General features: G+C 55.9%; 19 protein-coding genes. 7 read left to right on the plus strand and 12 right to left on the minus strand.

What is annotated here, in order from left to right; all coding sequences use genetic code 11:
- Positions 1-56: 56 nt before the first annotated feature.
- Positions 57-1,430: a UDP-N-acetylmuramate:L-alanyl-gamma-D-glutamyl-meso-diaminopimelate ligase gene (gene mpl, locus FHW76_RS20650; RefSeq protein WP_023296931.1), complete on the minus strand. Its 1,374-nt coding sequence runs from the start codon at positions 1,428-1,430 to the stop codon at positions 57-59.
- A gap of 175 nt (positions 1,431-1,605) precedes the next feature.
- Here mpl and fbp point away from each other — a divergent pair, with 175 nt between their 5' ends.
- Positions 1,606-2,604, plus strand: a complete 999-nt coding sequence (gene fbp, locus FHW76_RS20655; protein ID WP_008807144.1) for a class 1 fructose-bisphosphatase — start codon at positions 1,606-1,608, stop codon at positions 2,602-2,604.
- A gap of 42 nt (positions 2,605-2,646) precedes the next feature.
- Here the strand turns inward: fbp and yjfF are convergent, their stop codons facing one another.
- From yjfF to ytfQ, 4 genes are all read right to left on the minus strand, one after another.
- Positions 2,647-3,645, minus strand: coding sequence for a galactofuranose ABC transporter, permease protein YjfF (yjfF, locus tag FHW76_RS20660; RefSeq protein ID WP_002886825.1), 999 nt, complete (start codon positions 3,643-3,645; stop codon positions 2,647-2,649).
- Complete coding sequence (gene ytfT / locus FHW76_RS20665; protein WP_183476955.1) at positions 3,632-4,657, minus strand: galactofuranose ABC transporter, ATP-binding protein YtfT; 1,026 nt, start codon at positions 4,655-4,657, stop codon at positions 3,632-3,634. The genes yjfF and ytfT overlap by 14 nt, the downstream gene beginning before the upstream one ends.
- A gap of 10 nt (positions 4,658-4,667) precedes the next feature.
- Positions 4,668-6,170 (minus strand): galactofuranose ABC transporter, ATP-binding protein YtfR, encoded by a 1,503-nt coding sequence (gene ytfR, locus FHW76_RS20670; protein ID WP_008807146.1) that lies wholly within the window; start codon positions 6,168-6,170, stop codon positions 4,668-4,670.
- Positions 6,171-6,293: 123 nt separating this feature from the next.
- Complete coding sequence (gene ytfQ, locus FHW76_RS20675; protein WP_008807147.1) at positions 6,294-7,250, minus strand: galactofuranose ABC transporter, galactofuranose-binding protein YtfQ; 957 nt, start codon at positions 7,248-7,250, stop codon at positions 6,294-6,296.
- Between the two features lie 403 nt (positions 7,251-7,653).
- On the opposite strand from ytfQ, the gene ppa reads away from it, so the two are divergent.
- Both ppa and FHW76_RS20685 read left to right on the plus strand, forming a co-directional pair.
- Entirely contained in the window at positions 7,654-8,184 is a 531-nt protein-coding gene (gene ppa, locus FHW76_RS20680; RefSeq protein ID WP_002886766.1) for an inorganic diphosphatase, read from the plus strand.
- 74 nt (positions 8,185-8,258) lie between these two features.
- Positions 8,259-9,446 carry a hypothetical protein gene (locus FHW76_RS20685; protein ID WP_183476957.1) on the plus strand — a complete coding sequence of 396 codons (1,188 nt, stop codon included), beginning with the start codon at positions 8,259-8,261 and terminating at the stop codon, positions 9,444-9,446.
- A 143-nt stretch (positions 9,447-9,589) separates the two neighbouring features.
- On the opposite strand, the gene FHW76_RS20690 is transcribed toward FHW76_RS20685, so the two are convergent.
- The 3 genes from FHW76_RS20690 to tamA are packed head-to-tail and all read right to left on the minus strand — an operon-like array spanning position 9,590 to position 15,443.
- Entirely contained in the window at positions 9,590-9,934 is a 345-nt protein-coding gene (locus FHW76_RS20690; RefSeq protein WP_008807149.1) for a gamma-glutamylcyclotransferase, read from the minus strand.
- Between the two features lie 2 nt (positions 9,935-9,936).
- The gene (gene tamB / locus FHW76_RS20695) at positions 9,937-13,713 is read right to left on the minus strand and encodes an autotransporter assembly complex protein TamB (protein WP_043875908.1); all 3,777 of its coding nucleotides are present in this window, start codon (positions 13,711-13,713) and stop codon (positions 9,937-9,939) included.
- The gene (gene tamA / locus FHW76_RS20700) at positions 13,710-15,443 is read right to left on the minus strand and encodes an autotransporter assembly complex protein TamA (RefSeq protein ID WP_008807151.1); all 1,734 of its coding nucleotides are present in this window, start codon (positions 15,441-15,443) and stop codon (positions 13,710-13,712) included. Before tamA ends, tamB begins: the two co-directional genes overlap by 4 nt.
- Before the next feature lie 208 nt (positions 15,444-15,651).
- On the opposite strand from tamA, the gene msrA reads away from it, so the two are divergent.
- A complete protein-coding gene (msrA, locus tag FHW76_RS20705; protein WP_008807152.1) occupies positions 15,652-16,287 on the plus strand; it encodes a peptide-methionine (S)-S-oxide reductase MsrA in 636 nt (211 codons plus the stop codon).
- Between the two features lie 30 nt (positions 16,288-16,317).
- Here the strand turns inward: msrA and FHW76_RS20710 are convergent, their stop codons facing one another.
- The 3 genes from FHW76_RS20710 to FHW76_RS20720 form a co-directional block, all read right to left on the minus strand.
- Positions 16,318-16,989, minus strand: a complete 672-nt coding sequence (locus FHW76_RS20710) for a hypothetical protein (protein ID WP_008807153.1) — start codon at positions 16,987-16,989, stop codon at positions 16,318-16,320.
- Positions 16,990-17,088: 99 nt separating this feature from the next.
- Complete coding sequence (locus FHW76_RS20715) at positions 17,089-18,378, minus strand: Nramp family divalent metal transporter (RefSeq protein WP_012969097.1); 1,290 nt, start codon at positions 18,376-18,378, stop codon at positions 17,089-17,091.
- Between the two features lie 129 nt (positions 18,379-18,507).
- Complete coding sequence (locus FHW76_RS20720; RefSeq protein ID WP_038422032.1) at positions 18,508-19,440, minus strand: dihydrodipicolinate synthase family protein; 933 nt, start codon at positions 19,438-19,440, stop codon at positions 18,508-18,510.
- Positions 19,441-19,731: 291 nt separating this feature from the next.
- Between FHW76_RS20720 and FHW76_RS20725 the strand changes: the two genes are divergently transcribed.
- On the plus strand, positions 19,732-20,754 hold the full coding sequence (locus tag FHW76_RS20725; protein WP_008807156.1) for a LacI family DNA-binding transcriptional regulator: 1,023 nt from the start codon (positions 19,732-19,734) through the stop codon (positions 20,752-20,754).
- Positions 20,755-20,858: 104 nt separating this feature from the next.
- Here FHW76_RS20725 and FHW76_RS20730 read toward each other — a convergent pair whose 3' ends face one another.
- On the minus strand, positions 20,859-21,611 hold the full coding sequence (locus FHW76_RS20730; RefSeq protein WP_183476959.1) for an oligogalacturonate-specific porin KdgM family protein: 753 nt from the start codon (positions 21,609-21,611) through the stop codon (positions 20,859-20,861).
- 520 nt (positions 21,612-22,131) lie between these two features.
- On the opposite strand from FHW76_RS20730, the gene FHW76_RS20735 reads away from it, so the two are divergent.
- Together FHW76_RS20735 and FHW76_RS20740 are read left to right on the plus strand one after the other, a co-directional pair.
- Positions 22,132-23,469, plus strand: coding sequence for a hemolysin family protein (locus FHW76_RS20735; RefSeq protein WP_008807158.1), 1,338 nt, complete (start codon positions 22,132-22,134; stop codon positions 23,467-23,469).
- A 200-nt stretch (positions 23,470-23,669) separates the two neighbouring features.
- Positions 23,670-24,902 (plus strand): oligosaccharide MFS transporter, encoded by a 1,233-nt coding sequence (locus tag FHW76_RS20740; protein ID WP_183476960.1) that lies wholly within the window; start codon positions 23,670-23,672, stop codon positions 24,900-24,902.
- Positions 24,903-24,910: the final 8 nt, after the last annotated feature.

The raw sequence follows: 24,910 nt of genomic DNA on the forward strand, positions 1-24,910 counted from the left end.
GGTAGCGAAAACAAAACTGCCCTCACACGGAGGGCAGTGATCGGAGGCGTTCGCGCTTATTCTGCCGCGGCCGCTTTTTGCGCCAGCTTATCCAGCAGCTTCTGATGAATGCCACCGAAGCCGCCGTTGCTCATCACCAGGATATGGTCGCCCGGGTGGGCGGTTTTGACCACCATCTCCGCCAGGGTATCGACGTCGGCGCTCCAGTGAGCCGGCTGGACGCAGGCTTCCGCCACTTCCGCCACCTGCCACGGAATATGCTGCGGCTGCAGGAGGAACACTTCATCAGCGCGACCGAGAGACGGCGCCAGATCGTCTTTGCAGACGCCCATTTTCATGGTGTTAGAGCGCGGCTCCAGCACGGCGAGAATGCGCGCGGTGCCGCCCACTTTGCCGCGCAGCGCCTGCAGCGTGGCGAGGATTGCCGTCGGATGATGGGCGAAATCGTCATACACGGTGACGCCGTTGGCTTCGCCGCGCAGCTCCAGGCGACGGCGGGCGTTGATAAAGCTGCCCAGCGCGTTCGCGGCATCCGCCGGCAGCACGCCGACGTGACGCGCCGCGGCAATCGCCATCAGGCCGTTATGCATATTATGCTCGCCGACCAGCGCCCACTTCACTTCACCAACCTTTTCGCCGTCGAGCAGCACTTCCCACTGCGAGGCGTCGGCGTTCAGCTTCTTCGCCTGCCAGTGGCCCTGCTCGCCCACCAGCTCCTGCTCGCTCCAGCAGCCCATCGCCATCACCTGCTTCAGGTTGATGTCGTTCTCCGGCAGGATGATTTTGCCTTTGCCCGGCACGATACGCACCAGATGGTGGAACTGTTTCTGAATCGCCTTCAGGTCGTCAAAGATGTCCGCGTGGTCGAACTCAAGGTTGTTGAGGATCAGCGTCCGCGGGCAGTAGTGAACAAACTTGGAGCGCTTGTCGAAGAAGGCGCAGTCATATTCGTCGGCTTCAATCACAAAGAACGGGCTGTCGCCCAGGCGTGCGGAAACATCAAAGTTCCCCGGTACGCCACCGATCACGAAGCCCGGTTTATAGCCGCAGGCTTCGAGGATCCAGGTCGCCATCCCGGCGGTGGTGGTTTTCCCGTGGGTCCCGGCGACGGCCAGCACCCAGCGATCGCGCAGCACGAAGTCGTGCAGCCACTGCGGGCCGGACATATACGGAATATTGTTTTCCAGCACCGCTTCAACGCACGGGTTGCCGCGAGTCATGGCATTACCGATGATCACCAGATCCGGCCGGGGATCCAGCTGGCTGGGGTCATAACCCTGAATTAAATCAATCCCCTGGTTTTCCAGCAGGGTGCTCATCGGCGGATAGACGTTAGCATCCGACCCTGTTACCTCATGACCGAGGGAGCGCGCCAGCATGGCCAGGCCCCCCATAAACGTGCCACAGATTCCTAAAATATGAATGCGCATTCGTCATTTCCTTCTCTTATCCGGGGCACATTTTACCCATATCCCGGGCCCTGGCGAAATGCATTTCAGGCGAATCTGTATTTTGCTGGCGCGATTCACCAGTGCGCACTTTTTTGATTCTTTGTTAAGATTGTTGCGTTCGTTTTACTCAACATAAAAATGCAGGGAACGAGTTATGAAAACGTTAGGTGAGTTTATTGTTGAAAAGCAGCACGAGTTCTCCCACGCCACCGGTGAGCTGACTGCTTTGTTGTCAGCAATAAAGTTGGGCGCCAAGATCATCCACCGCGATATCAACAAGGCCGGTCTGGTCGATATCCTGGGTGCCAGCGGTGCTGAAAACGTTCAGGGCGAGGTTCAGCAAAAACTCGATCTGTTCGCTAATGAAAAATTAAAAGCCGCACTGCGAGCACGCGATATTGTTGCCGGGATCGCCTCCGAAGAAGAAGATGAAATTGTCGTCTTCGAAGGGTGTGAACACGCCAAATACGTGGTGCTGATGGACCCTCTGGATGGCTCCTCTAACATCGACGTTAACGTCTCTGTCGGAACGATCTTCTCTATCTACCGCCGCGTCACGCCTGTCGGCACGCCGGTGACAGAAGAAGACTTCCTGCAGCCGGGTAACAGGCAGGTGGCCGCGGGCTATGTGGTCTACGGCTCTTCGACGATGCTGGTATATACCACCGGTTGCGGCGTCCACGCCTTCACCTACGACCCGTCCCTCGGCGTCTTCTGTCTGTGTCAGGAGCGCATGCGCTTCCCGGAGAAGGGCAATACCTACTCCATCAACGAAGGCAACTACATCAAATTCCCGCAGGGCGTGAAGAAGTACATTAAGTACTGCCAGGAAGAGGACAAAGAGACTCAGCGTCCTTATACCTCACGCTATATCGGCTCGCTGGTGGCGGACTTCCACCGTAACCTGCTGAAGGGCGGCATCTACCTGTATCCGAGCACCGCCAGCCACCCGGACGGCAAGCTGCGCCTGCTGTATGAATGCAACCCGATGGCCTTCCTCGCCGAACAGGCGGGCGGTAAGGCCAGCGACGGTAAAGAGCGTATTCTGGATATTATCCCGGAAAGCCTGCACCAGCGCCGCTCCTTCTTTGTCGGTAACAACCACATGGTTGAAGACGTCGAGAACTTCATTAAAGCATTCCCGGACGCCTGATCCCTGCCCTCCCTTCCCGCCTTGCGGGAAGGGAGTTCCCTGTCAGCGACTCCCCGCTCCGCTCACCCGCGTCACCGCCGCATTCTGCCGATTTTCCCACAGCACCGTCAGCCCACGCTGCAGCGCGATAAAGATAAACAGCAAAATACCGATCGCAATTTTCGTCCACCATGAGCTGAGGGTGCCATCGAAGTTGATGTAAGTCTGAATCAGCCCCTGGATCGCCACCCCGAACAGCGTTCCCAGCACGGTGCCAACACCGCCGCTGAGCAGCGTACCGCCGATCACCACCGAGGCAATCGCGTCCAGCTCCACGCCGACGCCCGCCAGCGCATAGCCCGCCTGGGTATAAATGGAAAAGACGATCCCGGCCAGCGTCGCCAGCCCGGTGGAAAGCATATAGATACGGATCGTGGCGCTGCGAGTCGAAATCCCCATTAAATTCGCCGACGTCGCGTTGCCGCCGATGGCATACACCTGGTTGCCAAAGCGGGTGCGATGGGCGACAAAAATACCGGCCACCACCACCAGCAGCATCAATAGCCCCATGGCGCTGAGACGACCGCCGCCGGGGATGGTCCATGCCAGCCCGGACAAGGTGTCGTAGACCGGATGGTTAATCGGAATCGACTCCTCCGACACCAGATAGCTGACGCCGCGCAGGAAGAACATGCCGGCAAGCGTGATGATAAAAGCCGGGATCTTCAGCGCGTCGATAAGCAGCCCCATAAACGCACCGAAGGCGCAGCCCATCACCAGCACCAGCGGAAACGCCACCAGCGGCGATATTCCCCAAAAGCCAATCGCTTTGGCGAGGAAGACGCCGGTAAAAGCGATCACCGACCCCACCGACAGATCGATCCCACCGGAGAGGATCACAAAGGTCATGCCCACGGCGATGATCCCGAGGAAGGCATTATCCGTCAGGATATTGCAGATCACCCGCGTTGAGGCAAAGCCGGGGAACTGCGTCAGGCAGTAGAGATAGCCCAGTACAAACACCGCCAGGGTGATCATCAACGGTAAATTACGTTTTATCATGGCCGCGTACCCCTTTCAGTAAACCGATAAAGCGCGGCGACTGGACAATCAGTACGCACAGCACCACCACCGCTTTCACCACCTGGTTGAGCTCCGGCGGAAAGCCAGAAAGCAAAATGCCGGTATTCATTCCCTGGATAATCAGCGCCCCCACCACCGACAGCAGCAGGTTGAAGCGCCCGCCCATCAGGGAGGCGCCACCGATGACCACCGCCAGAATGGCGTCCAGTTCGAGCCACAACCCGGCGTTATTCGCATCCGCGCCGCGTATGTCCGCCGCCACGATGATCCCGGCAATCGCTGCGCAGACGCCGCTCAGTACATAGGCCAGCATCACCACGATGCGGGTATTCACGCCGGCGTTTTTCGCCGCGCGGATGTTGATCCCCACCGCTTCGATAAACATGCCCAGCGCCGTTTTACGGGTAAACAGCCAGAACAGCAGCAGCGTGGCGGCGGCGATGATCACTGGCGTCGGAAACAGCAGAAACGATCCGCTGCCGAGCCATGCCAGGGCCGGGGAATCAAAGGTGACGATCTGTCCGGCGGTGATTAACTGCGCGACCCCGCGCCCGGCCACCATCAGGATCAACGTCGCCACGAAAGGTTGGATCTTAAGGATCGCCACGAGGATGCCGTTCCACAGCCCGGCCAGCGCACCGGCCCCCAGCGAGGCCAGCACCGCCACCGCCAGGCTGTGCCCGGCGACGGTCATCGAGGCGGCCGTCGCGCCGGCAATCGCCATCACCGCCCCCACTGACAGGTCGATGCCGCCGGTGGCGATCACCAGCGTCATGCCGATGGCCAGCAGCGCCACCGGCGCGGCGCGGTTAAGAATATCGATCGGGCTGCCAAACAGGCGGCCATCCTGGAGCACCACCTGATAAAAATGGGGCGCCACCAGGCTGTCGACCAGCAACACCAGCAGCAGGGCAATAATCTGCGGGGTACCCTTCGGCCAGCTGAAGCGTCGCTTCTCCGGGCCGGTTTGCGAAAGAGATCGAGGCATCATGAGTTACTCCTTATGCCGCAATAGCGTTCATGATCGCCGGTACAGAGAGCTCGGCGAGCGGGATCTCCGCCACCTGTCGGCGATCGCGCATGATAATGACCCGATCGGCGTAACCCACCAGCTCCTCCAGTTCAGAGGAGATAACCAGCAGCGCCAGACCATCGGCGCAGAGGGTTTCAATCAGGCGAATAATTTCCGCATGGGCGCCGACGTCGATGCCGCGGGTCGGCTCATCGAGGATCAGGAACTGCGGTTTGGTCAGTAACCAGCGGGAGAGCAGTACCTTCTGCTGATTGCCGCCGGAGAGAAACTCGATCGGCTGCTCCGCGCTCGGGGTACGGATCCCCAGCTGGCGAATAAAGCGCTCGGCGATCTCGTTCTGTTCACGCCGGGGGATCGGCCGCAGCCAGCCGCGCTGCGCCTGCAGGGCGAGGACGATATTTTCCCGCACCGAAGCGGCGGCGATAATGCCGTCGGTTTTGCGATCTTCAGGACAGAAGCCGATCCCGAGGCAGGAAGCCTGATGCGGAGAGCGCAGGGTCTGCGGTTTGCCTTTGATCCACGCCTTCCCGCTGTCCGCCGTTTTAATACCGAAGATCACCTCGGCGGTTTCCGTGCGTCCGGAACCCAGCAGGCCGGCGAGGCCCACAATTTCGCCCGGACGGACCTGCAGGTCGAACGGGGCGATGGTGCCTTTTTTACCGTAGCCTTCAAACGCCGCCACCGGCTTATCGCTCAGCAGGGTACGGCCCGCCCGCTGCAGGGCATTGTGGTCCAGTTCGCGACCCAGCATCATTTTCACCAGCTCAATCTGCGGTAGCTCGCGAGTCTCGCGGCAGCCGACGAAACTGCCGTTGCGCAGCACGGTGATGCGATCGCTGACCGCATAGACCTGATCGAGAAAATGGGTGACGAAGATCAGACTGACGCCGTTATCCCTGAGCTGGCGCATCAGGGTGAACAGCATCTCCACCTCCTGGGTATCGAGGCTGGCGGTGGGCTCGTCGAGGATCAGCACTTTGGCCGACAGGTCGATGGCCCGACAGATAGCGACGATCTGCTGCATCGCCACCGAAAAGCGGTTCAGCGGTTCGCGCACGTCGAGAGAAAAGCCGTAGGAGGCCATCAGCGCCGTCGCCCGCGCCTCCATCTCTTTGCGTCGCAGCAGGCCAAACCGCCGCGGCTCACGGCCGATGAACAGGTTATCCGCCACCGACATATTGGGTAGCAGGTTCACTTCCTGGTAGACGGTGCCAATCCCCAGCTGCTGGGCATGGGCGGTATTTTTGGGCGAAATAGCCTGGCCTTCCAGCCAGATGGTGCCGCGATCGGCATGGTAAACGCCGGTAAGCGCTTTGATCAGCGTCGATTTTCCGGCGCCGTTTTCGCCCAACAGGGCCATGATTTCGCCGCGCCGCAGGCTAAAGTTGACGTTATCCAGCGCCTTAACGCCGGGGAAGAATTTACTGAGTCCTTCGGTGCGAAGGATCTCCTGGTGTGCCTCGGCGCTCATAATCGATGTCACCTTCAAATGATGTCAGGTTACCCCGGGTCGCGCTGGGCTTCCCGGGGTTACTGGAACGCTGCTTTTTACCCTCTCCCACTGGGGAGAGGGATGGAATGAGGGGCTCCCCACTCAGTAGCCCATATTTTTCTTCTTCTCTAACTCTTCTTTCGCCGTATCCGGCAGATACAGCGTCGATTTGGTAATGGTCAGCTTCTCAGGCAGGGTGCCGTCTTTTTTGTATTTCTCCAGCGCATCAAACGCCGGGCCGGCCATATTTGGCGTCAGTTCGACGCTGGCGTTGGCTTCACCAGCGATCATGGCTTTATAGATATCCGGCACGCCGTCGATGGAGCCCGTGAGGATATCTTTGCCCGGCTTCAGACCCGCCTCTTTAATGGCCTGGATGGCGCCGATTACCATGTCATCGTTATGGGCGAAGACCATGCAGATGTTTTTGCCGTTATTCTCAGCTTTGATAAAGCTCTCCATCACCTCTTTCCCTTTGCTGCGGGTGAAGTCGCCGGACTGAGAGCGGATAATTTTGATATTCGACGCTTTGGCAATCGCGTCGGCGAACCCTTTCTTACGATCGATGGCCACGCTGGCCCCAACGGTGCCCTGCAGTTCAACGACGTTACACGGCTTACCGTCGACGGTTTTCACCAGCCAGTCGCCAATCAGCTGGCCTTCCAGCACGTTGTTGGCGGTCACGGTGGTCATGTAGAGATCTTTATCTTTAACATCAATGGAACGGTCGAGAAGGAAGACCGGGATCTTGGCCTCTTTCGCCTCTTTCAGCACCGGTTCCCAGCCGGTGGCCACCACCGGTGCAATGAAGATCGCGTCGACCCCCTGAGCGATAAAGGAGCGCACTGCTTTGATCTGGTTTTCCTGTTTTTGCTGACCATCAGCGATCTTCAGGGTGATACCGCGCTTGGCGGCCTCCTCTTTCGCGACGCTGGTTTCCGCCGCACGCCAGCCGGATTCAGAACCGACCTGCGAAAAACCTACGGTTAGCGGGGCAGCTATCGCCATAGACGACATAGCTGCGGAAACTGCTGTGACAAGAAGTAAGCGCTTCCACATAAGGGTATCCTCGTAGGGTTATTGTTGGTTAAAGTCTCACCTGCGGACAAACTATAGACAATCGGTGATGTAACTGAATGCGTTACATCACACTTCAAAAAAGTAAATGAGATGTTAATGATGGCCTCGCTGCCCAGCGGAGAGCCGATAAGGCTTCGCAGGGAGCGCGGCTGTTGCGGTTTATGACGTTTTTTTAAGCAGTTTGATAAATCAATCACATGCAATGAAAACGGTTACATAAATTTATTCATGATGTGGCTATGTTTATGGATTTTCATGTCATTATTACGCGAAAAATTCGGAGCACTCCGCGGCGATATCGGGAAAAAGAAGCGAAGACTTTCGATGTGAGTTGGCTATAATACCGAGCACTTGTTTGCCATACATTTTAAAGGAAACAGACATGAGCTTACTCAACGTACCTGCGGGCAAAGATCTGCCGGAAGACATCTACGTCGTGATCGAAATCCCGGCGAACGCAGATCCTATCAAATATGAAGTCGACAAAGAGAGCGGTGCACTGTTCGTTGACCGTTTCATGTCCACAGCAATGTTCTATCCGTGCAACTACGGTTACATCAACCACACCCTGTCCCTGGACGGTGACCCGGTTGACGTGCTGGTCCCGACGCCGTACCCGCTGCAGCCGGGCTCCGTGATCCGCTGCCGTCCGGTTGGCGTTCTGAAGATGACCGACGAATCCGGTGAAGATGCGAAACTGGTTGCCGTACCGCACACCAAGCTGAGCAAAGAATACGATCACATCAACGATGTGAACGACCTGCCGGAACTGCTGAAAGCCCAGATCACTCATTTCTTTGAGCACTACAAAGATCTGGAAAAAGGCAAGTGGGTTAAAGTCGACGGTTGGGACAACGCGGAAGCGGCGAAAGCCGAAATCGTTGCCTCTTTCGAGCGCGCAAAGCAGAAGTAATTCTGTCTCAGGCAGGGTCATCCCCTGCCTGATTGCGGCACGGATAGCCGCGATAACACCATGGAGGGTGTCCCGTGAAAAGCGTTCGCTATTTCACTCTGAACTATACCGGTTTCACCACCGCCGCCTGTGAAAAACAGGGATATCTGCGCCTTATCGCCGGCGAGCATGTCTTTTATACCGATAAACGCTATTTTAAAGACCCCGCGCTTTTTGACCGCCTGACGATCAATCAGCCTCTGCACCTTGGCGTCCGCCGTCTGGACAACGGCTGTTACTGGATCCACTGGCTCAGCGATGGCGAAACGCTCCTTGAACCCAGTCAACGGGTAACGCGCTGGGCCCGTCCGCTGCTGATTATCAGCCTGCTGACGCTCATCGTCGCTCTTATCCCGCTCGTGATGAGCACCTCAGAATGGGGAAGGTTCGGCTGCGGCATTATCGCGATACTGGCCTTCATCGGACTGTTAACAGGGCTCTATGAGCGACTGTTCCACCCGGCGCTAAAACGGCACCCCGCCATGCGCGATCTGCTGGCGAAGATGGCAATGGCCCGCCGCCGCGACTTTTCCTTTTGCCAGCCACTACCCGCAACGGCGAAAGCCCTCCGCCAGACGGCAATGCCTTTTACGCAAGCCCTGCCGGAACGCTATGCCGTCCGGACGGGAAAAATTAGCAATATCATTTTTAAGAAGTGGTTCGCGGGGAACCCAACGCGGGAATACCATGGCGTTGGGATACAATGCGACACGGCGCCGCTGGCCTTCTGGTGGCAGGCAGGCTGCGCCAATTTCGCGCTGCATCCCTTTTTTTACCGCCGTCAACCGCCCTTTCTCGCTATCGGCGATCGGATAGTCGCCGTGTACGAGCGCGACAGCCGTGCGATCCACGCGCTATACAATGCCAGCGACGGCGCGGCTTATATAAAAAACCATCCACTCTATCCAGGTCGCCGACAACTGGCGCTGCTCTATTACCTGTTTTACGGCCTCGCGCTGGTGATGTATCTGCTATTTCTCGCTGTTGAACTCATCAGTGCCCTTCAGTCAGGCCGGAGCGTCTGGTGGCAGGTTCAGGATTCACTGGACATGCTGTCCCTATTATTACTCTGCTTTGGCGGGATACTGGCGGTACTGGAGCTGATTGGCCCAACGGCCTGGTTATTATCACACCGGGTAGCTGACTGGCTGAAGATGCGCTCGGCGATGCGGCGCTACCTGCAGGGAGTGGCCCGCCATACCACGCTTGAGGAGATCATGTAATGTTCAGCACCCCCACACGACGATTATTCTTTCTCGCGCTGACGACGCTGGCTTCCGCGATGTGGCTGGCGAAGGATCGTCTGCCACTCTGGTAAGGCATGGAGCAGAAAAAACAACGCCACCCGAAGGTGGCGCTGTCGTGGTTAATACTGGTCGCGATCCAACCAGTTGCCGTTCGCTATCAACGTACATCCCTCAACGGAACGTTGATACACATACATCCATGCGCTGCCGTAAGGCGTCTGAATGAGGTGGCGCGCATACTCGCCCCCCTTCGTGCGTAGCGCATCCAGTTCGGCCAGCGTCGATGCATCAATACGATAAACTTCACCATGTACTGTGCCTTCGCCGGGCACCGCGCCTGGATAGTGGCCCAGGCTGTACAGCTGATAATCGTTGACACTATGAGCGCCCAGCCACTGGGCGTTGGTCATCCAGTGGCTGTTGCCTTGTTTGCGTCGTAAACTGCCGTAAACAAATATTCGCATTGCTAAAACTCAAACTGATAGAGCAAATCGAGCGCCTGGTCAATGCCAGACACCGCTTCCACATATAGCCTAGGCATCAGGCGATAACGTAAAGTCAGCGTCGCCAGGGAGTCGAAAATACCGACCCCGTATTTTACCTGCAGACCCGGCAGTACATAGCCGCTGACCACCACCTGGGAAGAGTCGCCTACCCCTTCGGTGTCCAACGCCAAATTGCTTACGCCAAACGTCTCGCCGATTTTACCCACAACCTGACCACTTTGTGCAACCCCCATTCCAATAAGCATTGAGGTCATCGCGGCGCTATCGCTCTGTCCGCTGCTCAAACCCTGGCCGCGCAGCAGATAAGACAGCGCTTCCTGCTGGGACATCACCGGGTCAGAGAAGATCTCCGCTTTCGGCTGATCGGCAGAGCCGGTGACGCGAACGCCGGCGATCACATCGTCTTCGGTAGCATCCGGGTTACGAATCGCTTCGATATTCAGCAGCGGCTGATCCGGCGGACCGGAGAACAGCAGCTCCCCTTTGCGAACAATCAGATCCTGACCATAGGCGTGGAAGCGGCCGTCCGGAATATTGATCTGCCCGTTGAGGCCCAAGCCTTGCTTGTCCTGCGCCACTTTCAAATCACCGGTCAGACGCGCTTTCAGACCAAAGGCTTCAAGACGCACGTTGTTGCCGACGTGGATCGTCAGGTTGCTGTTGATCGGGATACCGGCGCTCTGCTGATTAATCGGCTTGAGGTTTTTATCCAGCATCACTTCATCAGAGGAGACGCCAACCGCGCTCTCCGGCACCTCGTTGACCACGATCCGCGCCCAGGGCACATCCACCTTGCCATCAAGGCTGAACAGGCTCGGCGTGGCGGTAAACACCACGTCCGGCGACACATCGAGACGCACCATCGGCGGCACGGTGATCCGCACCCGGCTGCCCTTCGCCGCAATCTGCGCCCGCCAGTTATCGATCTGCGTCCAGTCGGCGTTGCCGCTGAGAGCAATTTGCCCCTGGCGGGTGTTCACCGTCCCCTGCAGGGTCGAGCGCGTGCCGTTGAAGTTCATCGCCAGCTGGCTCGGCTGCATATCAAACGGCATGAAGTTGCCATCGATATCCACCCCGCTGAGCTGCATCTGGCCGAACAGCTGCGGGCTTTTCACGTTGCCGCCCAGACGCAGACGGGCGTTGAGCCTCCCCTCGGCTTTTTCGCCGCGAGCGAAAATCGGGTTGATCATCGCCAGCGAGAAGTTGCTGATATTGACGTTGCCGCCGAGATTACGCCGCCCCTGCGGGTCGGTGACCTGCACCTGCCCATCCAGTTGACCATTGTTGGTCAGGCGGATAAGCCAGCCCAGCTCGGCGCGATTGTTATGCAGGTCGGCGCTGAGGTTCAGCGTATCGAATGCCACCGGCAGCGGCGCGTCGTTGACCACCTGGGTCACCTTGACGTTGCGCCCGCTGAGGGTCACTTTGCCCTGCGGCAGCCCCTCTTTGGTGGTGTCCCAGCTCACATCGGCATTACCGGTAAACACGCCGCTGGCCTGGGTCGCCTCCGGCATAAACGGCTTAAGCATCGCCAGATCGAAGCGGTTGAGGTTCACTCGCGCCCGCCCGCTGGCGCCCGCGTCGATGGTCTGCGGGACGCAAAGCTCGGCGTTCGGGTTGGTCCAGCAGTGTGGCCCAATGCTGATTTTCTGCTCCTGGTTGCGGTAGTCCAGCGCAATGCTGCGCGTCAGCGCTACCGGCCCTACCGGCGTCTGGAAGCGGGTATCGCTCAGCGAGCCTCTCCAGCGTTCGGCCTGACGATCGAAGCTGCCTGCCAGCGTCAGCTGGCCGGAAACCGGATCGCCCTGCACGCGCAGCCGCAGCTCATGCTGCTTCTCAGTACCTTTGGCATTGAGCTGCACCAAACTGATATTGACCCCCGGCTGGCTAATGCGATCGACCCGCACATCCAGATTACCGCCAATCTGATCGGTGGATTTCACGTCCCCTTTGACGTTGACCTGGGCGATCGTCAGTTCCTGCCAGCGCAGCGCCCGGGCGGTGATGTCGGCCAGAAGCTGCGGCGCATCGACAGTGCCGCGCACTTTCACCAGCCCCTTCGCCGTTCCGCCAAGCCCCGGCAATGCATTATCCAGATGCGGGGCATCGATAGTGGCGTCGAGGTTAAGATCCTTCACCCCAAGCTCACCTTTGATATCGGCGCTGTTCGGGCCTAACGCCAGGTGCAGGCCCGGGATTTTCCACTGCAGATAGCTGTTACCCTGCAGCGAGCCCGAAACATCCACTTTGTTCTGCTTCACGTTGCCGGTAATTTTCAGCTCCGGCACCGACATCTGCCAGCTGCCGCCGTACAGGCTGCCCTGGGTCTTGATCATGCCGTTGAGCTTCGACGGCCAGTCCGGCACCTCTTTGGCGGTGTTGATCCCATCGAGGGTCAGCTCGCCGCGCCAGCTGATCGCCTGCTGCCAGTCGAGCAGCGCCTTCAGCTCGGTTTTCCCTTCCAGGGCGTTGACCGTCAGCTTGTCGAGATTAATCTGCCGCTCATTGCCTTTGGCGTTGAGGGTGATTTTCGCCGGCGGCAGCGACTGACCTTTCACCGCCGTGGAGAAGGCCAGCGCGTAGTCGGTCATTTTGCCGCTGAACTTCAGCTGGACATCATCGGCCTGGAACTGCTTCTCGCCGCTGAATGGCCAGGCGAGCTGCTTACTCTTCAGCTCCATATTGAGCGGCAGCCCGGCCTCCGCCAGCTGCGCATCCGCGCGCAGCGTGGCCGCGACCGGCCCGCTTAAGTCCACCCCGACCTTAAGCGTTTTACGCACTTCACCGCCCACCTTCAGCTGCACCTTCTCCCCTTTCATCGGGTCAACGTTCAGCGTTCCGGCGAGGGTAATGTCCACCGGCCAGTTATCCTGCAATTGCGCGTGGCCCGAGGCGCTGACCTTGCCCTGATCGGAGTCAATATCTAGGGCGTCGAGCTTCATCTGACCGTCGATACTGCTGACTTTCAGCAGCAGGTTATACACGGTGATGTCGGTATCGCCGGTCAGGCGTAGTTGTTCTCCGCGGAACGCCTGAATATTGAGGTTCAGCGGCAGATGGACATCGGTCATTGCCGGCAGCACCGGCTGCGAGAAGAGGTCGGTCATCGTCTCGCCGAGCGGTTTTTCCTGCGGCTGCGGGTTGTCGATTTTCGGCTCGACCACCTGCTCCTGCGCCACTTTCGCCACCTTCGGCAGGGCGATCAGCAGCCCCTGCAGCGAGGTCGGCGTCAGGGTCAGGTTTTTCTCCTGCCAGTTCAGGCCGGTGGAAAAATCGCGCACGGACACTGCGGTATCGTCGATTTTGACGTTGACGTTATGCAGTGCGACGCGGCTGAGGGTGATCGGATAAGGGGTGGAGAGATTCAGCGGCCCGCTGTCTTCTTCCTCGACCGGCGCGGCGGGCGGCATCTTCTTCGTATCGACGGCGACGTAAATATCGCGCAGCGCGATGTCGTTTACGCACAGGCTGCTGTCCCACAGGCAGCGCAACCGGACGCTGAGGTGAAACTGACCGGCGGTGACCGCCACCCCGGGCTGCTCGTAGCGGACATTATCGAGGGTTAAATCACGCCAGCCACCGGTGACTTTGCCGATATCCAGCCCCGGTACCCAGCGATCCGCCGCTTTGAACACCAGATGCAAGCCGGTGGTCGTCCCCACCAGGAACCCGACGGTGCCCAGCAGGAGCACCAACACGATTAAGACGCCGAGGCTTATCTTCTTCCATAAACTCATAATTCAGGCCCCAGACCGATGTAAAACTGTAAACCGTGCTCTTCTTTGTCGCCGATCGGCCGGGCGATATCCAGCTTGATCGGCCCCACCGGCGACTGCCAGCGCACGCCCACCCCGGCGCCGGTTTTGAAATCGCTCTCGCGAATATCGCTGACCGCTTCGCCGCTATCGACAAACACGGCGCCCCACCATTTACCACTGACGTTGTACTGATACTCCAGCGAGCCGGTCGCCAGCTTCGAGGCCCCGATCAGCTTGCCGTCATCGTCCTTCGGCGAGATAGATTTGTATTTATAGCCGCGAATACTGCGGTCGCCCCCGGCGAAAAAGCGCAGATCCGGCGGCACCTTGTCAAAGTTGTCCGCTTCGATCCAGCCAAGGTTGCCGCGCACCACAAAGCGGTGGCGGTCATAGAGGGTACGGATCCAGACGTCCTGGGCCTGCATCACGATGAAGTTGATGTCCGAGCCCCACATGGTGTTGGAGTAGTCCACGGAGTAGCGCTGTGAATCGCCCCAGGTGGGCATCAGACCGCCGCGAGAGCGAGTGCGGTTCACCGAGACCCCAGGGTAAATCAGCATGGTGGTGTTGGTGACGTTCGCCTGGGTAAAGTGGTCCAGGCTCCAGCGCAGGTTGATCGCCCGCTGCCAGCCGCTCGACATCTCCCAGAAACGCGATACCCCAAGCGTGGTGGAGTCGGCCTGGGTGTCATTAAGATCGGTGCGCTTAAAGCCGCCCTGCATCAGATAGTACTGCTCGAGCGGGCTCTTCAGCAGCGGGACTTTATAGGTAAAGTCGAACTGCTGCTCCGGAGCGGAGAGGCTGACGCTGGAGGTCAGGCTGTGGCCATACGAGTTCATCCACGGTTTTTTCCACGTGGCTTTCACGCGCGGCCCGACATCGGTTGAAAAACCAACCCCGGTTTCCACGGTGTTCTCTTTGCGTGGCGAAACAACGCCCTGCAGAGGCAGCACCTTGGTTTTCCGTGATTTAGCGAAATCAGGCGCCACCACGACTGAACTGAACCAGCCGGTCGCCGCCAGGCGGCGGTTTAGCTCGGCCAGATCCTGCGAGGTGTAGTAGTCGCCCTCTTTAAACGGCACGAGGTTTTGCAGGTATTCATCGCGAATTTGCGATCCGGAGAAGGTGACGTGACCAAAGCGATAGCGCTCGCCGCTGTCGTAATCGATATCCCAGAACGCCTGGTGGCGGTCAAGGGAGACCCCGAGCTGGCTTTTGTTGAACTCGCTGTCAAAGTAGCCTTTGCGCAGGGCGACGCGGGTCAACGAGCTCTTGAAACCGTCATAATCGCCATGGTTCAGCACCGTCCCGATGGCCGGACGCGTTTTTAGCAGCGCCAGATAGTCGCTATCGGTACGGGCGCCGCCGCGCAGAATGACCTCGGTTCCACCAATGCGCACCGGTTCACCCGGGGTCACTTTGGCGATCAGCACCTGACGCCCCCTTTTCGGCGGCGGACGTAAATCAAATTCAATCGTCGGCTCGTAATAACCCAGCGCTTTCAGACCTTCGCGAATGGCGTCATCGACGCGCGCGCGAAAGCGACGATCCGGCGTGACCTCATCACTCTGGATGGTGGAAAGCTGGGCGCGAACGTTTCTCTCCAGCTCCCCGGATAATCCCTCAACCTGCAAACGCACATTCGCTGCGCTGGCGACCCCGCTGACCAGCAAAAGGCTGGTGATACATAACTGGCGGATTTTTAGCACATTTTCTCCTGAATCTCCCTGTTTCCCCCTACAGGAAACACTGGCGCCGCTCCACGGCTTAACAAAACCCTAACAACCAGGGTTGAAAAAGTGGCAATAACCCAAATAATTCTTATGTATTAATCTAGACGTATTACGCGTGTTTATTGTGTTAAAAGACACGCTTCGTTACAACCTTAACGACGATTTCTGTATTGAGAGGCCAACCGTGAGTCTATTTGATAAAACGCATCTTGTCGCCCAGGCGGATGCGCTGCCTGGACGCAATACCCCCATGCCAGTGGCGACGCTCCACGCAGTTAACGGCCACTCGATGACCAACGTCCCGGCGGGGATGGAAGTGGCGCTGTTCGCCATGGGCTGCTTCTGGGGAGTGGAGCGCCTGTTCTGGCAATTGCCGGGGGTTTACAGCACCGCCGCAGGCTATACCGGCGGCTATACGCCAAATCCGACCTATCGCGAAGTGTGCAGCGGCCAGACCGGTCACGCGGAAGCAGTGCGCGTGGTTTACGATCCGCAGGTCATTAGCTATGAGCAGTTATTACAGGTGTTCTGGGAAAATCACGATCCGGCGCAGGGCATGCGACAGGGCAACGACCACGGTACCCAGTACCGTTCGGCGATTTACCCGCTGACGCCGGAACAAACGGCAGCGGCAAAGGCCAGCCTCGCCCGCTTCCAGGCGGCGATGAACGACGCGCACGATACTCGTCACATCACTACCGAGATCGCTACCGCCAAACCCTTCTACTATGCCGAAGACGATCATCAGCAGTATCTGTATAAAAACCCGCACGGCTATTGCGGCATCGGCGGCATCGGCGTGTGCCTGCCGCCTCAGTAACAACCCGATTGCGCTATCGGGGAGTGGTGGTTAATCAGAAAAGACCGGGCCCGCAGGGAAGTGGGCCAGAAATGCCGTCACGGTTAACCATTCACGCAATGACGGAAACGTCATCTCTTTCTCTGCCAATGCCCGATCGAAAGCGATTAGCGAATCGATGCCTGCCGTTCCGAACACGCCCCCGGCCCATAGTATTCTTTGCGCCTGGTCCCGCGCCCAGCCACTCTCGCTACGCCAGGCAAGGATATGCAGCAGAGCCTGTAATAAAGAGGCGACGTGGGTGCGCTGCTCTTTCACCAGCCGGCGGTAAACAGGCAGAGCAACACTTCTTATAATGTCGATACTCTCCCATACCGCCTCGTCTTTCAGCAGCCTCCCGGCCTCTTCGCACAGACGATTATGGGTAATAACCTCTTTTTTCTCGATGGTCTTCCCGGCAGCAATCACCATCCCACCCAGCAAATAGAGCGACTCTGGCAATAATGGCAAAACAACCCGCCGTTCTCTGGCAAGCTGCTGTCCGGCATAAAGGCAGTTAACCACTGTTTTTTGGACGTTGTATGGCTCGCTGTGACTATCGAGGAGGTGTAACTCAGGTACCAGGTGATTCACTAAATCCACCGCCCGGACAGAGTGAAGAATAATGCTGCTCTGTTCGGAGGTCTGTATTCTCTGCACATCCAGTAAAACAGTCTCTTCCATTTTATTTTCCCTCTGTTATACGTACTTGCACAACGCCCATGCCGGGACGCATCTGATTCCAGCCTTCGCTTAACCGCGCAGCATCTGTCATACCCCACCTCAAAACAGGGGTGAAAGAGAGGACATAAACTTAGGTAAGGTATTTATCAGCGCAACGAGAGTGAGCAACAAACAAAAGAGATAGCTGATCGCCATGCATATTTGTAATAACCGTGGCGCCTTGTATCCTTTATTAATATCCTTTCGCCACAGCAGCAGGCAAATAAACAAGCCGGCGACCGGCGTGGATACCGCCGTTGCCACATTCGCTAAGTAAATTAACTGCACCGGCGAACCGCCAAAGCTAAAGCAGATTAACCCCGCCACCACCAGCACCACCATGGATCCCCACTGGACCGCTTTACTCTCCAGCGCGGTAGATTTATTGAAGCCGGAATTGAGCAGCACAACCCCACGCTGAGTATTCCCCAGTAGAGATGAGAAACCCGCCCCCAATAGGGCGACACCCATAATGTATTTTGCCGCCCGTCCCATACTGGGCGTTAACAAATCGGCCAGCTGCGTCGGCGTATTGATTGATATCCCTTGCGGAAAAAGGACGATGGCCCCCACCAGAATAATCGCCCCGCTGATCAGCAGCACACCGATAATATGGGCGACGGTATCCGCCACCATCACGCCATTAAAGAGGTCATCTTTTTTCCATTTTTTCTCTTTGCCAAGGTAAGTGCCGTAGATCCCGGTCGTCAGGGAGGCATTGGTACTGATAAAGCCCAGGGCGGTGACTAAACTCCCCGCAGGAAACATCCAATGCGTTAACCCTTCGCCACTGGCTTTCCAGTCTGGTCCCCCCGTCCCTACCAGGGTAATATAAAAAGCGATAATCATTGCCACAATACAAATAGTGATCCCTTTTTCGACTTTGGAATAAACGCCTTTAGAGAAATAGCAATAGATCATCACCGCAATCATAATTAACGCACCGAGTTTCCAGTCAATGCCGAAAACCAGGTTCATGCCGGCCCCGGTACCCGAGATATTCCCCATGGTAAAAAAAAGACAGGCTAAAAAAGTAGCCACCCCCACAAACCCCGAGGCGACTTTACCGTAATAGTGACGTATCGCCTCGATTGACGGCATTCCGGTGAGCATCGAGATACGATAGGTCGTCAACATAAACGTGATCCCCATAAAGGCAATGGGGATCAGCAGCCATAACAAAGAGTAGCCATAGTCCGCCCCTAACATCGACGCGGTGGTGATAGCGCCGGGACCGACAACGACCCCGGTAAGAACAATACCCGGACCAATACGGCGAATTAATTGAGAGAAGGGAAGTTTTTCTATTTGTGCGGGTACAGTGGAAGATGTTTTTTCTAAATTATTCATGACAGCCTCATTATATTATCTTTACAGAATATTATATGGCCAACCTTATATATTGAATAAAACCGGATAGTCCCTGGTAAAACCAACCCGTATTCATGATGAATACGGGTTTAACATACAAATAATGAATTAAATAACCGCTTTTTTAATACCTGCTTCACGGATAGCCGCTTTGATCTCTTCTTCCGCGCCGGGTTCCAGCGGTAACAACGGTGAACGAACGGTCGCGTGTTCCAGGATGCCACGTTCAACCAGAGCATGTTTCAGCGCGACCGTGCCTTCCATATGTGAGCCACGGTGATAAACGGCCCGGGTGACCGGCAGCAGACGGTCGTGAACCGCTTTGGCCTTCACATAGTCCTGCGCTTTACCGGCTTCCAGCAGCTCTAACAGGAGTTCCGGCGCAATATTGCCATACCCCACCAGGAAACCATCAATATCAAAAGCGGTATGCAGCAAATATTCATCATGGCAGCTGAGGATCTGTAAGTCGGGGCGTTCGCGACGAATAACCGGAATTTCCGTATCCCAGCGGCGCATATTCCGCACGCCATTTTTCATCGCAAAGACTCCCGGTTGCGCGGAGATATCCAGCATCGTTTCGAGGTTATAGGTGGCTTTCGTGACATCCGGATACTGAAACAGAATAAGCGGCAGGCCGCTCTCTTCGTATACCACGCGATAACGATCCTGCGGCGCCCCTTTTTGGTAGCCAAAACGCAGCCAGCCATGGGAGGGATACAGCAGGCCAGCAGAGGCGCCAGCGTCGACGGCACGCTGTGCTTCCAGCGCCGCCACTTCCGTCCCTTCGCCGGTAATACCGGCGATAACCGGCACGCGGCCTTCGGTCGAGTCCACAAAACTACGGATAACATCGGCCTGCTCCTGCTGAGTCAGGAAGGTACCTTCCCCGGCATGTCCCAGCACCACCAGACCTTTCACGCCTTTCACGCTGCCAAGCCAGGAACCTAAGCGTTTGATCGCTTGATGATCGATGCGTCCATCGCGGGTAAAAGGGGTAACGGGGGCTGGAACAATACCACGCAAATCAAGTGCTTTCATGTTAACTCCTTACACATTTCAACAATAAAGATGATAAAATCCCCTTCTTGAAATCGATTGCAGGAACGATTGCAAGTGAATTGAAATGTCTTCCCTTTACTCCGCAAGATCAAGGGTACTCTGCGAATAAATGCAATTCGAATCACAAAAAAGAGCGGCTTAAATGTTTATCAATCTGCATTACGTGATCTATTTCCCACATTATTGCCTGTTACCGCTCACGCCAATTCAGTTGCGTGGGCGAAATAACTACGAATACAATCTCAGCTGAATTTAAACAGGGAATCGGTCATGGGAAATCAGTCATCTTCAGAGCAAAATGGAAGAACGATCACGATGCAGGATGTGGCACGCGCTGCAGGCGTGAGTGTTTCAACTGTTTCACGCGTGCTGGATGAACGTCTCCCCCCGTCCCGCAGCCCTTCCGCTGAAAAAATACGCGAAGCGGCGAAGCTGCTGGGTTATCGACGTGACTACGTGGCGTCAAGTCTGCGCCGGGGCGATACCGGCACGATAGGCGTTCTGGTGCCCAGATTGACTGATACCGTGACGGCGATGTTCTATGAAGCCGTCTCTCAGGCCGCTGCGCGCCATGGGTATTTCACGGTAGTGGCCACCTGTGGCAACGATCCAGAAACGGAAGAGCGCGCCACGCAATCTCTGTTAGACCGCCGGGTGGACGGCCTGATCCTTTCCACCTGCCGCCTGGGCGATCGCCTGCCCCAGCAGCTACGGGAAAAACAGATCAACCATGTTCTGGCGCTACGTACCGACGGTATAAGCCCATCGGCCATTGGTGATGACGAACTGGGAGGTTATCTGGCGACCCGCCATTTACTGGATTTAGGGCACCGGGAAATCGGCATCATTGCCGGGCCGAATTTTTCATCAAGCACCTTAAACCGGCAAAAGGGTTTCCTGCGTGCCATGCAGGAAGCGCAGGCCGAGGTGAATCCCCAGTGGTGGCGAGATTCCGATTTTACCATTGTGGCCGGTGAAAACGCCGGTTATGAAATACTGAATAGTCCTGCGCGCCCCAGCGCCATTTTCGCCGTCAATGATGACCTGGCGATCGGCGTGATGGCGGCGGCACATCGACTCGGACTGGAGATAGGCCGCGACGTTTCTCTGGTGGGTTATAACGACATTCCTTTGGTCAGCCGTCTGCCGATCCCCTTAACCTCGGTAAAAACGCCGCTTGATCAGCTTGCCAGCCATGCTGTCGAATTACTGTTAAGCAACCATGCGGAAAATCCCCAGCGCTATTCTCTGCCGACGCTGATCCCGCGCGCTTCCACGCGGCCTTATCGCTAAGCGGCGAAGGTTCCCGGCCCAAAGGGTGTGACAGGGCCGGGGCAGTATTTAATATTATGCCAGCTAATGTTATCAGATATTGATTCTTGCTCGTCAGGGGGAGGTTATAGCGTAAACGTCATGCCAATACGATACCGTGATTCTGAGATTTTATTTTGGCCGTCATGGTAGCCCTGTTTCCCGAGATAATCATATTCGATATAGGGACTAAACCAGTCATTCCATTTATAGCGTAGCGTTAGCGCATTTTCTGTCGCCGAAGACTTATCATTTTTATACTTATAGTCGTCATTGACGTGGCGATAGACCGTGCCTTGATATAAGGCGCTCCATTGTGCATTAAATTTATAGGCAACATATAAATCCAGACGATTGAAGCTATCCCGATGCGACTCACCGGCACTATTGACCGTTTCATAAGTGTTGTAGTCATAGCGATAACGCAGCCCAAAGGTAAGGTCGGGCGTGGCTTTATAATTAACGCGCAGATAAGGCCGTAGCTGAGTGCCTTTGCTGCTCCAGTGATAGATGCCGCCAGGCTGCAAGGCCCATTTATCGGCGAATGGCCAGCTATAGTTAGCCTCTATTTCATTATAATCGACCGTGCTGTCGCCAAAGGAGTGGGAACCATCAGCTCTGTCGGTACCCTGGTTGCCCTGATGGTTATTTTTGTTGTTTTTGTTATCCATCTCCATACTCGCCCACCAGCCTGTTTCCCACCCCTGGCTGACCTTATAGCGGGACTCGTAAGAGTGGCTTCCCGCCCGATATCCTCCCCTGACATCAAAGGTCAGCGCGTGGCCGGCTGCAGAAATGCCAAGAACGCAACACATAATAAAAGCGGTTTTTGTACGCATATTTTATCCCTAAAATTAATCATCTCGAAATAAAACGGAAAAGAATATGACCGTATCTATATATTTTACAAATCAATATGAAATCGTTTGCAGTATCGTTTTCAATTACAGATATATTTCTATTACTAAATACGAATGGTCAAGACGGTAAAAATACCGATGCTATTCTCATCACAAATTTTCATCCGTTATTATCATGGCAGGTGAATTTCTGTGATCGACTCCGCTCCCTTTATTAGCCGATCATCACCTTCCCTTTCACCTGCAGCGAGTCGCTCTTGTTGTGGTAAATAACCGGCGCGCGCCTGTCATCATAAGTACGCGTTTACGCTGACGCGTGGCGGAGAGATAACCGCGTAATTAACAATGATTAATCAATGCTCTGGCGATTTTGCTGACTGTTACGCTATACTACCTTCTGAAATTGCCAGCCCGCGCCTGTGGGCGGGTGTTCAAGTAGCTTCCTTATAGTTCGATCAACTTCCCTTCCGAGGATCTGACCTCAACGGTCAGAAAAGATATGTTAAACAGTATTTTAGTAATACTCTGTCTGATAGCCGTCAGTGCCTTTTTTTCGATATCGGAAATCTCACTGGCCGCCTCACGTAAAATCAAACTGAAACTGCTGGCCGATGAAGGCAACGTCAACGCACAGCGCGTGCTGAAGATGCAGGAGAACCCGGGCACCTTCTTTACCGTCGTGCAAATCGGCCTCAATGCCGTCGCCATTCTTGGCGGTATCGTGGGCGACGCGGCCTTCTCCCCGGCGTTTCATAGCCTGCTCAGCGGGTATATGTCGCCGGAGCTCTCCGAGCAGCTGAGCTTCATCATCTCTTTTACCCTGGTCACCAGCTTGTTCATCCTGTTTGCTGACCTGACTCCGAAACGCATCGGTATGATTGCGCCCGAAACCGTGGCTCTGCGCATCATCAACCCGATGCGCTTCTGCCTGTTAGTCTTCCGCCCGCTGGTGTGGTTGTTTAACGGCATGGCCAACATGATCTTCCGCATCTTCAAACTGCCGATGGTGCGTAAAGACGATATTACTTCCGACGATATCTATGCCGTCGTTGAAGCCGGCGCGCTGGCCGGGGTGCTGCGCAAGCAGGAGCACGAGCTGATTGAGAACGTGTTCGAGCTGGAGTCCCGTACCGTTCCTTCCTCCATGACCTCGCGCGAAAACGTCATTTGGTTTGATTTACACGAAGACGAGCAGAGCCTGAAAAATAAAGTGGCCGAACATCCGCACTCGAAATTCCTCGTCTGTAATGAAGATATCGACCACATTATCGGTTACGTCGATTCAAAAGATCTGCTGAACCGCGTACTGGCCAACCAGAGCCTGGTCCTGACCGGCGGCGTGCAGATCCGCAACACGCTGATCGTGCCGGATACCCTGACCCTGTCAGAAGCGCTGGAAAGCTTCAAAACCGCCGGCGAAGATTTCGCGGTGATCATGAATGAATACGCGCTGGTGGTCGGGATCATCACCCTCAACGACGTCATGACCACCCTGATGGGCGACCTCGTCGGCCAGGGGCTGGAAGAGCAGATTGTCGCCCGCGATGAAAACTCGTGGCTGATCGATGGCGGTACGCCGATTGATGACGTGATGCGTGTGCTGGATATCGACGAGTTCCCGCAGTCCGGGAATTACGAGACCATCGGCGGCTTTATGATGTTTATGCTGCGTAAAATCCCCAAACGCACCGACGCGGTGAAGTTCTCCGGGTATAAGTTTGAGGTCGTGGATATCGATAACTACCGGATCGACCAGCTGCTGGTGACCCGTATCGATAACAAGCCAACGGTGCTGGTGCCCAAGCAGGCCGAAGCGGCGGAAAGCCAGAACGCCTGAGCCTGACCTTTTCTCTCTCAAGGGCGGATAACCATCCGCCCTTTTTTTATGTCCCGAATGTGAAGCGGCTCACGCCCCTCTGCCGATAGCAGATTACTCCTGCTCGATAGCGGAACGTTCATGACTCCTCGCCACGCAAAAAGGTAACGTTGCCCGCGTCTACACGATCATATTCCTGAATAAAGGAAGCGAGGGTTACCATGATAACGTCAAATAAAAATTACTTTATCAGCTGTCTGTTTTTCCTGTTCTTCTTTATAGGCTGGGGATGCTGCTACCCCTATTTATCACTGTGGTTAACGGAAACCATCGGCATCAATTATACGGACGTCGGTCTGGTCTATTCCTTTACCGCTATTGTCGCCGTCTGCGTTCAGCCGTTATTCGGCTTCATCTCCGATAAACTGGTATATCGTAAAAATCTGATGTGGATGCTGGCGATTATAATCACGTTATTCGCCCCTTATTGGATCTATGTCTTTGCTCCCCTGTTAAAAATAAATGTGTTCCTCGGCGCGCTGGCTGGCGGCCTTTATATTGGCATGGCCTACGGCGCAGGCTGCGGGGTTTGCGAAGCCTACATTGATAAAGTCAGCCGCGCTTCCGGTTTCGAATTTGGCCGGGCGCGGATGTTCGGCGGCATCGGCGCCGCGATCGGCACCTTTGCGGCAGGAAAACTCTACGGCATTGATCAGAATATGATTTTCTGGTTGGCCAGCGGCGCAGGCGTCTGCCTGCTGGTCATTGTCTGGAAAATGCAGATCAGCGCCCACCCGCAGCAGGGATTGCTGTCTGGCAAAGACTCGCCGGTTACCCTCCGCGATGCCGTCTCGCTGTTAAAAATTAAAAAATTCTGGTTCTTCGCCCTCTATGTCATTGGCGTCGGGGCGGTCTATGAAACCTATGACCAGCAGTTCGCTATCTATTACAGCCATTTCTTTGAGAGTAAAGCCCGGGGTGCAGAAGTCTTCGGTTATTTAACCACGGGTCAGATTTTCCTTGATGCCATCGTGATGTTCTTTGCGCCATGGTTTGTGAATAAAATCGGCCCGAAAAATGCGCTGTTATACTGCGGGCTGATTATGAGCTTGCGCATTATCGGCTCCGCATGGGCTATTGGCCCGGTATCCATCAGCCTGATTAAACTCCTCCACGGCTTTGAAAGCTCGGTGCTCCTCGTCGCGGCGCTAAAATATATTACCGCTAACTTTAACCCTCTGCTGTCAGCGACCGTTTACTTAATTGGCTTCCAGTTTTCGAAAAGCTTTAGCTCTATTTTTCTCTCGACCGGTATCGGCCATATGTACCAGAGCATGGGCTTTACCAGCAGTTATATCGTACTCGGCGGTATCGCTCTGTGCTTCACGCTCATTTCTTTTATTACGCTGGATAAAGCGCGTGTCTTCGCTTCACAACCGGTGCCCGCGAATTAATGTCAGGA

This window comes from Klebsiella sp. RC2, assembly GCF_014192815.1.
Classification (GTDB): Bacteria; Pseudomonadota; Gammaproteobacteria; order Enterobacterales; family Enterobacteriaceae; genus Klebsiella; species Klebsiella variicola.